This window comes from Neobacillus niacini, from assembly GCF_030817695.1.
Classification (GTDB): domain Bacteria; phylum Bacillota; class Bacilli; order Bacillales; family Cytobacillaceae; genus Neobacillus; species Neobacillus niacini_F.
Genome location: NZ_JAUSZQ010000002.1, coordinates 3,238,295 through 3,251,517, shown reverse-complemented (window position 1 = coordinate 3,251,517; position 13,223 = coordinate 3,238,295). Strand labels below are relative to the sequence as shown.

Genomic DNA, 13,223 nt, shown 5'->3' with positions numbered 1-13,223 from the left:
AAAAACAAATAATATCCTTAAAACCTTTTTTCAAATCGGTTAGTCATATTTTGTGCTCCTGTTTCAGTTTTTAGTAGTTTAAACCAAATTCATAAATTTATTATTACGTCATCTTTCGATTCAAATGTGAAATTAATGAGCTTTTTAATTAATGGGTGGAAGAGTCTAAGATACTGCTGCCATTTGGTTACTTTTGTCTTAATATGCTAACGCTGTAAAGCAGCAAGGCTTTTTCCTTATTCAAGTAACGGCGCAGAATTGAAGAAGGGATGAAAGGGCAGAAGGACAGATTAAACTAACCAACCTGCCCTTTTTCCGTAGTAGACACCGTTACTTGATGACATAAATTAAACTTCATCCTCTCGGATAGTAACTACTTTTTCATGACCACATCGGTTACATATAAACCAAGTTGCAATATATCCCCATCCATCGGGTCTCTGATTTGTTTCTTCATAAACGTGATCTTTTAATTTACAGATGATTTTCGCTAAAATACCCATCATAAAAACCTCCTTCAATTAAAAGTTGATTTTCTATTTTTTCATATTTATGCAACAATGCTTGTCATCGTTGTTTTAAGTTTTCACTACAATCATTACAAAGAATTAAATTATCTGGACTGGATCTATTTTCTTCGCATACAACGCATAACAGATTGGAGGGGGCTAAAAAATTTGTGAAAAATTACACTTAAACGTAGTGTAGTGCTTTATTAAAATTAATAAATGGTTTTAAAAACTAAAATCACCTAAAATTTACAAAATAATAGGTGATTTCGGTCTTTTTATTATACTTAGGAGTGTTGAATAAAAATCCATTTTGATTAAGCTTTTATTCATTTAATAACTTGGGTTCGCTTTCACCATTTTTAATATAAAGATTATCTATTTCAATACCACAAGCCTTAGCGTGGACTATCGGATCGTATTTCACTTTGTTTTTAAGAACTGTGTAAATAAGAGCAGCTATTTTACCGCAAAGATGCCCGATTGCTTTTTTCTTGTTCATTCCTTCGTTAACCTTGCGGTCATAGTAAACTTTAAAAACGGTGGGATGCTTTTGTCCATTTGCTAAGACGATTAAAGCTATTTGATAAAGGACTCTTCTAGCATCCCTTACGCCTCCAATATTTATTGTTTTTAGAGGAATTATTGCCCGTTTTATTCATTGGGAACCTAGAAAAATTTTTATTCAACTATACTGCCACTTATAGTTCAATAAGAACCGTCAATTATCACCGATGACTCGGCACGCTGAATAAGTAATAGGCATTCACCTATTTTTGCCTAAATGAATATCATATAGGTAGAGCCATTTTTAGGGGGAATCGGTGTGGGATACTATGTTACGGTAGAATCAGGCGTGAATTTATTTGTAGAGGATATAAATCCCGTGGGCAATAAGACGGTAGTGTTTTTACATGGTTGGCCGTTAAGCCATAAACAGTTTGAGTATCAATTTAATGTTCTTCACTTTATGGGTTACCGCTGTATCGGAATTGACTGGAGAGGATTTGGAAATTCGGATAAGCCAATAAGTGGATACAATTTTGACCGATTGGCGGATGATATACGTACAATAGTTGATGTACTTCAATTAGACAATTTCACTCTTGTAGGTCACTCTACAGGTGGAGCAATCTCAATTCGGTATATGTCCCGACATAATGGTTACGGAGTATCCAACCTCGTCCTAGTAGACGCTGCAGCTCCAATAGGGTTTTCTACTGAAACTGCGAATAGATTCCTTATTCAAGCGTTAAATGACCGTCCTAAGATGATGCGAGAAGTGACAGACAACTTTTTCTTTCAATATATCACAAGTACATTCTCTGAATGGTTTTTTCAATTAGGGTTACAAGCAGCAGGTTGGTCAACGGCAGCAATCATAATTACACTAAGAGATGAGAAGCTTTATACAGATTTGCAAAAAATACTTGTCCCTACCTTAATAGTTCACGGTATTCACGACAAAGTTATTCCATTTACACAGGCTCAGGAACTAAACCAAAAAATAAGTAATTCACAGCTTGTTCCGTTTCGTTACAGCGGACATGGTTCTTTTTGGGAAGAACGTGACAAGTTTAACCAGCTGTTAAGGCAATTTATTGGTTGATAGTTTTCTTCAATTAACGGAAGCAAGTTTTGGAGACCTAGCTGCCTTTTGGCGGCTTTTTCTTTCTATATAGAGGGAGGTTAATTGAATAAGAATGGATTCAGAAGATCGTTTTAGAGTCGGTCCTTTTCTCTTGTAACTCTTTCAGATAAAGGAGTTACTATTTGAATGCACACTGGAACCCAATTTACATTGATAATATTTAATGAAGTGGTAAAAAATAGGGATTAGGAAAGGAGGGATTAAGAATGTCTGTGAAAAAGTGGTTAACAGGATTGGTGTTTTTACTTGCAATGATTGTGGTTGTGACAACTTCAGGCTCACTAGGCGTATTTGCCGAATCCCGTGTTGCAACACAGCCTTTGGAGACGGTGAAAGCGATTGAGGTCGAGTTGAACGATGATTACTTTAATCCAAAAGTCATCACTATTCCCAATGGAAGAACGACAACGTTGATATTGAAAAACGTTGGTAAGAGAGAACACACCTTTACAGTGAAAGAGCTTAGAATTGACGAAGAAGTCCAGCCGGGAAAAGAAAAAACCATTACCGTGAAACCGGAAAAGACTGGTACATATGAGCTGATATGTAGTTACCATTTCAAGGAAGGAATGGTTGGAAAGGTAATAGTCAATTAAAAAGCAGGGCCATTCTGATCTGACCCAATAAAGTTAGACAAAAAGTTTAAGCAGCTTCTAAGACCTGAGTCCGGTATTCGACTGGAGATGTGGGAGCTAAGCCAGGATCCCAATAGAGTGTTATTATTGAAGTAATGATTTAAAATAAAACATTCAATAAAAAAACGAAACAAATTAGCAGGGATCGAGGAAGATCCCTGCTTTCAATATGTCTTTTTTAAATGTCCATTACGTGGTCACCAACTCTCCCATTATCTTCTTACTAAACCGCATGTGACTTAAAGTTGAAATCTATTAAATTAGCATAACAGGTACGAATAGGGATATTCGCTTGGGTCCGGATAAATTTTAAACCATTACTAGAAAAGTCTGCGAGTTTTTGGGCTAAAGGCTTTTTTTGTGCTATGATTTTTAACAAACCCTATTTTATCAGAGGAAGGTGATATTATTGTATAAGGTAGGAGTGGTAGGACCAGCACTTTCGATTGAGCGTATTTTAGACGTTGCCAAAGAGTTTGAGAAAAATATCATGTTTCTTCCATTTCCTTATAAACAGGCCATTGAAACGAAAGAGATTGTGTTACAGCATAGAAAAGGTGTGGATGCCTGGCTTTTTTCTGGGCCCATTCCTTATGCGATTGCAAAGAGTGTAATCGGAGAAGACGATAGCCTTCATGGCATATTATCTTGGGAGACTGGATTATATAATTCGCTAATCAGTCTCCTTTTACAAAAGAAAGCGGGTTTTAAACAGATAAGCATTGACCTTCCCGATGCGATCAGTACTGCAGAGGTGAGACAGCTAGACGCACCTATCAAAAACCTGCTGATTAAACAATTCCCGGCTGATGTGAATGAACAGGACATCTATAGGTTTCATCACGAGCTTTGGGAAAAAGGAGAAATTGACGGTGTACTTACATGTTATCCGAACGTGAAGGAACGGCTGGAGCAGAAGGAAATACCGGTCTCATGGATAACAACCACAAGACTTGGAACCAAACAAACCTTAATATCCCTTTCTGAAAAAGCAAAAGCACAATATTATCAAAATACACAGGTTGCTATTTGTTTTATTGAAGCCGAGAAACCAGATTTAGAGCAGGTGAAGGAAGAATTACTCTATGATATCCAATATGCAGATTTGAAAATGGAAGAAGCTCTTCTTCGTGTTAGCCGCCAACTGAATGGTTCTTTTCAAAAAGCAGGCAAAGGCGATTACATGATATTTAGTTCCAGGGGAGATGTAACAAATCATATCAATATCCTTCAGGAAACCATTCAAAAAATGCATGATCAATGGAAACAGCCTATTGCTGCGGGAGTAGGGTTTGGTGATTCGGTTCTTAAGGCTGAATATAATGCCAGAAAGGCAGTTCAGCGTTCCAGGGCTGCAAACCATAACATGATTGTGATTGTTGATGAACAGGGTATAGTGGAAGAATACAGAAGTAATCAAGAAATCTTGTCTTATATAAGTAAAAGTGATGAGCCCGAAATAGTCCATAAGCTCAGTGAGTTTCAACTTAGCGTTCAGCTATACAATAAAATTAGAAGTTATGTTGAACAAAAACATTGGGATACATTCACTTCACGAGATATTGCCATAGAGCTTGGCATGAGCTTCCGCAATTCCCAGCGGATTCTCCTTGGTCTTAGGAAGGCTGGGCTGGTCAAGGAAGTGGGCGAAACCAAAAGTAGTGATAAAGGGAGACCTATGAAACTATATCGTTTTCATTCTTAAAAATAGCTAATTGATAGCTATTTTTTTTATTGTATTGAAAATTTTCTATAAATTTATTATAGTATAATAAAGCATTAACGCAATGACGTTAATTATTCGTTAAATAGGAGTGGATATAGATGGAAAATGTAACTGTATTGCAACGCATAGAAGAAGTTTTTCAAGACGTTATCGAATGGCGACGATACTTGCATCAACATCCAGAATTATCTTTTCAAGAGTATAATACAGCCCAATATGTCTATGATGTACTTGAGAGTTTTGGTAGTTTAGAATTATCAAGACCGACAAAAACCAGCGTGGTAGCAAGGTTAAAGGGAGCTAAACCAGGGAAGGTCATTGCCATCCGTGCCGATATGGATGCTCTGCCAATAAAGGAAGCGACTGAATTGCCATTTGCGTCAGAAAATGATGGAGTTATGCATGCATGCGGGCATGATGGCCATACTTCCATGCTGCTCGGTGCGGCAAAACTATTAATTGAACAGAAAGAATCATTGAGTGGTGAGATTGTTTTTATCTTTCAACATGCAGAAGAATTGCCTCCTGGAGGAGCGATAGAAATGGTTGCTGCAGGAGTTCTTGAAGGTGTGGACCAGGTGGTAGGCATTCATTTAATGACGACCATTCCATATGGGTCGATTGGTATAAGGAAAGGGGCGATCACATCAAATAGTGATATATTTGAAATCACTGTTCAGGGGAAAGGTGGTCATTCCTCAACACCTGAATTAACAATCGATCCTCTTGCAACAGGTGCACAAATTGTGACTGGACTCAATCATATTGTTTCTCGCTCTGTCGCTCCTCTTGATGCAGCGGTCGTTTCGGTTACGAAATTTCAGGCTGGGGGACAAGCGCTTAATGTCATCCCGGATTGTGTTGAAATTGGTGGTTCAGTAAGAGTCTTTTCTCAGTCGACACGTGAACTAATCAAAAACCGAATAACTGACATCGCCGAAGGAATTGCTAAATCAAATGGTGCTGTTGCTACAGTTAATTACACATATGGCTATAATTCTGTCGTTAATGACATCGAAGTAACTGAAGAGATAGCAAATATGATTGAGGAACATTTTACTGAACATCATCTTGATTGGGTGGACCCTATGCTTGGAGGAGAAGATTTTTCTGCTTTCAGTGACGAAAAGCCAGGTTGTTATGTCATGATTGGGGCTGGAAATAAAGAAAAAGGCATCACTTATCCACATCATCATCCAAAATTTGATATTGATGAAAATGCGTTAAAGGATGGATTAAAATTTCACGTTCTTACTGCCTTAACACTAACAAAAGATTAGTCAACTACGAGGAGGGGTAAAATGAAACAACATACAGAGAAAAAGAAAAGATCATTTTTTGACAGAATGCTAGATTCCATTGAGTACGCGGGTAATAAATTGCCTGATCCCATCGTATTGTTTTTTATACTTTGCGGAATTACGTTACTGACATCTTTTATAGCGTCATTATTTCATGTATCAGCGATTCACCCTGTTACAGGAGAAAAGGTGGTTGTTAATAATCTTCTAGACAGTGAAGGATTAGTGGAAATCCTAACAAAAATGGTCACCAATTTCAGTGCGTTCCCACCGCTTGGCATGGTACTTGTCATGATGATTGGGATTGGGCTTGCTGAACAAAGCGGCTTCTTTGCAACATTAATGAAGCGCGCGGTTATGACAACACCTAAGAAAGTCATCATACCAACTATTATATTAATTGCTATAGTCGGGAATGCTGCAGGTGACGCCGGCCCTGTTGTCTTACCGCCCCTTGCAGCATCGGTATTAATGGCTTTTGGTTATCATCCGCTAGTTGGTTTAGTAGTCGCTTACGCTTCCACCTTAGGGGCATTTGCAGCTAACCTTATTATTGGAATGTCAGATACGCTTGTAGCGGGCTTCACAGAACCTGCGGCCCAAACAGTAAATCCTGAATATACAGCTAACCCTGCTATGAACTATTACTTTATCGCAGTTTCAACCATTGTGTTATTATTTGTTTCATTATGGGTGACGCATAAGTTTACGATCCCACGCTTCGGTACTTATACAGGTGATATAGAGAAGATGGAATCAATCACACCTGAAGAAAACCGTGGTTTAAAATGGGCAGGGATTTCTGCACTCGTGTTCTTAATCGTAATATTAGCATTGATTATTCCCGAAAACGGCATTCTACGCAACCCAGAAACAGGTTCAATCATTGATGGTTCACCGTTCATTACTGGAATCGTACCACTGTTAACAATCTTTTTCTTCATTCCAGGCCTTTTCTATGGAATTGGCTCCAAGTCGATTAAAACTTCGAAAGATTTCGGAGATATGGTCGGTAAGGCTATGAGTACAATGGGTCCATACATTGTGTTGGTGTTCGCTGCAGCTCAATTGCTTGCTTTCTTCGCGTCTAGTAACTTAGGACCAATCATTGCGATAAAAGGAGCTAATTTCCTTAACAATATAGGATTTACGGGTGTTCCATTAATTGTCCTGTTTATTATTTTTGTCGCTTCTGTCAATTTATTAATAGGCAGTGCTTCAGCAAAATGGGCTATCCTAGCGCCGATATTCGTGCCGATGTTTATGTATTTGGATTATCATCCTGCGTTTACACAAGCCATCTATCGAGTTGGTGATTCGATTACAAATCCTATTACACCAATGCTTCCATACCTCGTATTGTTATTATCATTCGCCAAAAAATTTGATAATAAGATTGGTCTAGGAACATTAATTTCAGCACTATTCCCATACACATTATTCTTTGGAATCTTTTGGATCATTCTTGTTGTCATCTGGTACCTATTGGGAATCCCAGTTGGACCTGAAGGACCAATCCATTTATAAGCCTGAAATGAAGCATTCGTATACACTGCCTTCATTATCACTTTTAACGTAATAAAGAAAATCCCCAAATCCAAAAAGGATAAGGGGATTTTTTTAGTTAATTTTGATATAAAATGTGCAACCAATGCAAGAGGTATCTGTAAAACTGACACGGGGTGAATAATGCATCCATTCTTCAACAACCATTCCACTATCCCTACGTAAGAGGTGACAATAAATTGTAGAATGATATCTTCGTTTATTCGTTGATTTTCTTTTGTTACATCTACTTCATCTTTGAATTCTTCGATGAGAATACAAAAGAAAAGTCTTTTTAATTGACATGGTTTTTACTGTAGATTAAAATGTTTACTAAGGGAAACTTTTATGGATTATGCCATATATATAGTTAAAGTGAGATGTGGTAAATTTCCACTTTATTTTTTTAATTAAAAGTTGCACTAAGTCAACATTTTTATACAAAGAAAACATTAGATATGAAGGAGATGATTATTAATGAATCCAGCGCTTTCAGTGAAAAGTTTGTTTGTGTCCTACCATGGTAATGAAGCGTTGAAAAATGTTAGTTTTTCAATAGAACAAGGTAAATTAGTTGGGATTATTGGTCCGAATGGAGCTGGGAAATCAACGTTATTAAAGGCATTGTTAAACCTTATCCCGAAAGATAACGGCGAAGTTCAAATATACGGAAAAAGTTTTAATGAGCTAAGAAAATCCGTTGCCTATGTCCCGCAAAGGAGCAATATTGACTGGGATTTTCCAATCACTGTTTTAGACACTGTCTTACTCGGAACGTATCCAAAACTAGGTTTATTCAAAAGACCAAAAAAGTCAGAAAAAGAATGGGCGCTACAATGTTTACAAAGGGTTGGTATTGCAGAATTTAGTAAGCGTCAAATTGGAGAACTTTCAGGGGGACAGCAACAACGAGTTTTTTTAGCAAGGGCACTTGCTCAAGAATCTGAAATGCTCTTTCTGGATGAGCCTTTTGTTGGTATAGATGTATCAAGTGAAGAAACCATTATTACTATATTGAAAGAATTAAAGAATAGTGGCAAAACGATTCTTGTTGTTCATCATGATCTAAGTAAAGTCAGTGATTATTTCGACCAACTTGTTCTGTTAAATAAAGAACTTATTGGTTTTGGAGATATAAATCAGGTTTTAAATGCGGAAGTTTTGGCTAAAGCGTATTCTGGAGAGTTTTCGTTTCTTGATAAATTGGGGGTGAAGGTATAAATGTCTTTTATTGAGGCTTTGTTTCAATACGGATTTTTACAAAAAGCTCTTTTAACCTCTATAATGGTTGGAATTATTTGTGGAGTAGTGGGCTGTTTTATCATTTTAAGAGGAATGGCACTAATGGGTGACGCGATTTCTCATGCTGTTCTTCCAGGGGTGGCAATTGCTTACATGCTTGGAATTAATTTCTTTGCTGGAGCCGTTATTTCAGGTGTTTTGACCGCAATGTCAATCGGTTTTGTTAGCCAAAATAGTCGTATTAAAAATGATATTTCCATTGGAATTATGTTTACGGCTGCTTTTGCATTAGGGATTATTCTGATCACCCTTATGAAAAGTAGTACTGACCTTTATCACATCTTGTTTGGGAATGTATTAGCAGTCCGACCATCAGATATGTGGACTACACTGGGAATAGGAATATTTGTGTTAATTTCTATTTATTTGTTCTACAAAGAACTGCTTGTAACTTCTTTTGATCCAACCATGGCAGAAGCGTACGGACTACCAATTAAAATCATCCATTATTTTTTAATGACGCTACTGACAATGGTAACTGTTGCTTCTCTACAAACGGTGGGAATCATACTGGTAGTGGCTATGCTAATCACACCAGCTGCAACAGCCTACTTATTAACCAATCGATTATGGGTAATGATTTACCTTTCAGCTGGTTTAGGAGTGATTGCATCGGTTGTGGGTTTATACTTTAGCTTCACTTATAACTTAGCCTCAGGAGCAACCATTGTCTTAGTTTCAACTGCCCTCTTCCTATTAGCCTTTGGTTTTTCACCAAAACAAGGTATCTTATGGCGTTTCTTAAAAGCAAGAAGGAAAAAACAAGCCCTTTCATAAAAACTTAGGAGGAATAGCAATGAAATATATTTTAAAATTAATAATAACAAGCCTTTTGGCAATTGTAATTCTTGCAGGATGTAGTGTAAGTAAGGAAACCGGTAGTGAAGCAGGAAAAGAACATAAAGATGATAAGTTAAAGGTGGTTACGACTTACTCAATTCTTTATGATATCGTAAAAAATATTGGTGGCGATCAAATAGAGATTCATAGTTTAGCTAAAGTAGGATCTAATCCGCATGAATATGACCCACTTCCATTAGACATTCAAAAAACAACAGATGCAGATGTCGTTTTTTATAATGGTTTAAATCTTGAAGCGGGTAACTCTTGGTTTGAGAAACTTATCCAAACTGCGGGAAAGACTGGTGAGGATGCGCCTGTATTTAGACTTAGTGAAGGAGTAGATCCTAAATTTTTAACATCAGAAGGAAATGAAGGTGAAGAGGATCCACATGCATGGCTTGATATCCGAAACGGTATTAAGTATGCAGAAAATGCAAGAGATGCACTGATTGAAATAGATTCAGCGAATGCAAATATTTACGAAAAAAACGCTAAAGAATATATTTTGAAATTAGAAAAACTTCATCAAGAAGCGTTAGAAAGCTTTAATAAAATTCCTAAGGAAAAGCGTTTTTTAGTTACAAGCGAGGGAGCTTTTAAATATTTTAGTGATGCATACGAATTTCAGGCAGGATACATTTGGGAAATCAATGCAGAAAATCAAGGAACACCCCAACAAGTAAAGCAAATTGTTGATTTAATCAATGAACAAAAAATTCCAGTATTATTTGTAGAAACGAGTATCGACCCTCGCAGTATGGAAATGGTTTCAACAGAAACTGGTGTTCCAATTGGTGGGACATTATTTACAGACTCTCTTGGAAAACCAGGTGAAGATGGAGATTCTTATATTGGAATGATGGAATGGAATATCTCTGTTATATTTGAAAACTTAATGGGAAATTAGGGATAAATGAATTAACAAATCAAATCTAAAAAAAGCCGTTGAAAATCGGCTTTTTTTAGATTTGATTGTATTACGTTGAAGTATCCAGATTCAGGGAGGGGGATGAACGACGCAATTCTTATTATTATATTATTTCGTTTTTTGTAAATCTAAATACTGAACCGTCTTTCCATCTCGATCAATCTGAACGATTAATTTGTTTTTATTAAATCGATAAATGATTTGTTCACAACTGGCACTTTCATAGCAGCTTACGATTTTAACTTCATTTGGGTTTCCATAAGCATTGAGGATTTTGTTTTTCTCAGTTGGGATGGAAGTTGTTTTCAAAAATTCTGGGTACACTTGCAACTGTTCAATGGAATCATTGGCTGGATTGATGGTTACACGAACTCCGGCACCTTCATTTTTATAATAAAGAGACCTTGTATTCTTATCATCCTCTGTTTTCGTTGGTTGCCCGAATTTTTGAACAAGCTGATTGTAAGAAGACCCTACTGTGACTCCATTAATATGAAGAGGTTTCTCCGTTAAAAAGAAAGCATCTTTTATCCCGTTATTCTTTAACTTCTTGATCATTTTCTCCGCTTTGGATTTACTTGAAAAGGCACCAGTCTGAACGCGATAATACGTTTTACCATTTATAACTTTTTTAACGACGAGTGCTTCAATCCCATTCTTTTTCAAAAGAGCCATCCGCTTATCTGCATTACTTTTCTTGCTAAAAGAACCCGCGACGGCAACATAGATTGGTTTGGTTTGTTCAAAGTCTGGAATGATTAACGTTTGACCAGCAATAATCTTGTTGCTTTTTAATTGATTGTATTCCTTTAAATCTTCAATAGAAATATTGTATTTCTTAGAGATGCTATATAATGTATCACCTTTCTTTATTGTTATATATTGATCCTCGGCAAATGCCTTGCCATTACCGAAATAAAATACCGACCCCAACAACACTGTACAGAGAACAACTTGCATGAAACGTTTAAATTTTTTCATGTTTTCTAATCACCTCATTTATTTTGACGAGGTAAATTCTGTTTCGATTCTAATAAATAAGCCCAATTATTGTTAAAAAACAAAAAAAGGGCAAATTCTACTCGTTTTTTACTTTGTCTTGCCAATAACGTACAATAATTGTACTGATAAATGGAATGAGAGGATACATAATGACATTTTTAGAAAAAATTAAGCCGCACATGATTAGGATGATATTTTAATCCAAGAGGTAGTTCTGCACGCTCTGCATGATTATCCGAATGTGCCAGAAGAATGGACCAATGAATTACTGAAAGAAGCATTTAGGAAATCTTAAGTAACGGTGATTATAACCGAAGAAAATTACAAATAGTCCAAAATGAAGCAAAAGTAGAAGGATATCACTTAGGCCTAAGTACCGATGAGAAAGTGATACCAAAAAAATATACAATAACAAAGGAAGTTCAAGAGTTATTTGAAAATGCCTTTCTAAAGGGTCAAAAGAAAAAATGGGATAAAATGCCGGAAGAGGCTGCATCTCCTTTTCGAAACGAAGGTCATAGTTTTTTTGTGCACTTTCTCTGATTTCTTGTGGCAAATTATCTGGAATAGAAAATGAGATAAACGATAACGGTGGAGAAGAACTATACCGGAAACATTTTAAACAAGGCAGGAAAGAGCGAAATCTTAAACTTGGGATTATTTGGTTAGGTATTGTTTCTATTTCGATTGCTTTTATTTATTTCTATAGAAAAAGGAAAAAGGCTTTATATATTGAAAAATAGAATGAAGCATTATCTTTCATATTAGTGGTATGAGTCATTTAGAGGCAGCGGTAAATTCGTTGCCTTTTTTCGCCGTATTACTAAGTTAGTAATAGGTAAACTTAGAATATTTTGGTAAGAAGGTCAAATCCCTAAAGTTTACAAGAACCATGGTCTATCTCGGAAATACTTCCTCAACGTCTAATTTAGTGGGAAATTTAAGTCCTAATACTTCCTACAGCTTCTTCATTAAAGCACGTGATACAAGTGGAAATGTTTCTGCAGCTAGTAATACAATAATTTACCACTTCCACACCGACAATTAATCAACCCCCACAATTGGGCAGCATTCAGGTTTCTCTCATTGTAAGTGATGTTCAGACAATTGGAGGGACGGTTACACTGTCTATATGTGCAAGTGATGATAAAGGAATAAGCAATCCTATATGAAATTTTATTTAAGGGACGAAAGAAAAAATGAAAAAGAAAAACAATTTTAAAAGTAAAAAATTTAATCAAAAAACCCATGTAAACATACAGGCTGTGTTAAATAAATGGAATCCGTTTTGAAAAGATTTAAAACGGATTCCTTCTATGTGTGGCATAATTTTAATAAAAAGTTTGATTATTTACGATCTTTGTTGTTCCACAATCGCGTCCCTTTTGCTTATGATAGAAAACATAACCTACACCAAATTTTTAAAATTATTGAGCTGTAAATCCACCGTCTACAACAAATTCCGATCCAGTCGAGAATGTTGATTCATCTGAAATTAAATATAAGATTAAATATGAAACTTCTTCAGGTTCTGCAATACGTCCTAAAGGAGTGGCTTGTTTAACTGCGTCGATGTTTAAACAGGAGTAGGGTGTTAATTTTACAACTCAACAAATGCTTCTTAATTCTAATTTAACAGTTCAAGAAATTAGTCAAACTGTTGGTTTTAACGATGTGAAATATTTCATTAGTGTTTTTAAAAGGATAACAATTCTTACACCTAGTAAGTATCGGGAACTCGTATAAAATATAGGATAAACTGACAATACCCGTGCAATTGT

12 protein-coding genes and 1 pseudogene are annotated in these 13,223 nt (G+C 36.2%); 9 read left to right on the top strand and 4 right to left on the bottom strand.

Annotation, left to right across the window (positions count from 1 at the left end; genetic code table 11):
• Window positions 1–347: 347 nt before the first annotated feature.
• Both QFZ28_RS16555 and QFZ28_RS29965 read right to left on the bottom strand, forming a co-directional pair.
• Complete coding sequence (locus tag QFZ28_RS16555; protein ID WP_307195654.1) at window positions 348–503, bottom strand: hypothetical protein; 156 nt, start codon at window positions 501–503, stop codon at window positions 348–350.
• Window positions 504–834: 331 nt separating this feature from the next.
• Window positions 835–1,125: pseudogene (locus QFZ28_RS29965) on the bottom strand (IS110 family transposase); the annotation flags it as partial.
• 210 nt (window positions 1,126–1,335) lie between these two features.
• Here QFZ28_RS29965 and QFZ28_RS16545 point away from each other — a divergent pair.
• From QFZ28_RS16545 to QFZ28_RS16510, 8 genes are all read left to right on the top strand, one after another.
• The gene (locus QFZ28_RS16545; protein ID WP_307195652.1) at window positions 1,336–2,118 is read left to right on the top strand and encodes an alpha/beta fold hydrolase; all 783 of its coding nucleotides are present in this window, start codon (window positions 1,336–1,338) and stop codon (window positions 2,116–2,118) included.
• Between the two features lie 248 nt (window positions 2,119–2,366).
• Window positions 2,367–2,756 carry a cupredoxin domain-containing protein gene (locus tag QFZ28_RS16540; RefSeq protein WP_307195651.1) on the top strand — a complete coding sequence of 130 codons (390 nt, stop codon included), beginning with the start codon at window positions 2,367–2,369 and terminating at the stop codon, window positions 2,754–2,756.
• A gap of 448 nt (window positions 2,757–3,204) precedes the next feature.
• Entirely contained in the window at window positions 3,205–4,500 is a 1,296-nt protein-coding gene (locus QFZ28_RS16535) for a hypothetical protein (RefSeq protein ID WP_307195650.1), read from the top strand.
• A 119-nt stretch (window positions 4,501–4,619) separates the two neighbouring features.
• Window positions 4,620–5,801, top strand: coding sequence for an amidohydrolase (locus QFZ28_RS16530; RefSeq protein ID WP_307195649.1), 1,182 nt, complete (start codon window positions 4,620–4,622; stop codon window positions 5,799–5,801).
• Window positions 5,802–5,822: 21 nt separating this feature from the next.
• A complete protein-coding gene (locus QFZ28_RS16525) occupies window positions 5,823–7,349 on the top strand; it encodes an AbgT family transporter (RefSeq protein ID WP_307195648.1) in 1,527 nt (508 codons plus the stop codon).
• A 495-nt stretch (window positions 7,350–7,844) separates the two neighbouring features.
• Window positions 7,845–8,588 (top strand): metal ABC transporter ATP-binding protein, encoded by a 744-nt coding sequence (locus tag QFZ28_RS16520; RefSeq protein ID WP_307195647.1) that lies wholly within the window; start codon window positions 7,845–7,847, stop codon window positions 8,586–8,588.
• Window positions 8,589–9,446, top strand: a complete 858-nt coding sequence (locus QFZ28_RS16515) for a metal ABC transporter permease (protein ID WP_307195646.1) — start codon at window positions 8,589–8,591, stop codon at window positions 9,444–9,446.
• A gap of 19 nt (window positions 9,447–9,465) precedes the next feature.
• Entirely contained in the window at window positions 9,466–10,419 is a 954-nt protein-coding gene (locus QFZ28_RS16510) for a metal ABC transporter substrate-binding protein (RefSeq protein ID WP_307195645.1), read from the top strand.
• Between the two features lie 129 nt (window positions 10,420–10,548).
• Here QFZ28_RS16510 and QFZ28_RS16505 read toward each other — a convergent pair whose 3' ends face one another.
• Both QFZ28_RS16505 and QFZ28_RS16500 read right to left on the bottom strand, forming a co-directional pair.
• Entirely contained in the window at window positions 10,549–11,421 is an 873-nt protein-coding gene (locus tag QFZ28_RS16505; protein WP_307195644.1) for a LysM peptidoglycan-binding domain-containing protein, read from the bottom strand.
• 1,448 nt (window positions 11,422–12,869) lie between these two features.
• The gene (locus QFZ28_RS16500; protein ID WP_307197048.1) at window positions 12,870–13,016 is read right to left on the bottom strand and encodes an SDR family oxidoreductase; all 147 of its coding nucleotides are present in this window, start codon (window positions 13,014–13,016) and stop codon (window positions 12,870–12,872) included.
• Between the two features lie 40 nt (window positions 13,017–13,056).
• Here QFZ28_RS16500 and QFZ28_RS29825 point away from each other — a divergent pair, with 40 nt between their 5' ends.
• On the top strand, window positions 13,057–13,188 hold the full coding sequence (locus QFZ28_RS29825) for a helix-turn-helix domain-containing protein (RefSeq protein WP_373428082.1): 132 nt from the start codon (window positions 13,057–13,059) through the stop codon (window positions 13,186–13,188).
• Window positions 13,189–13,223 lie beyond the last annotated feature (35 nt).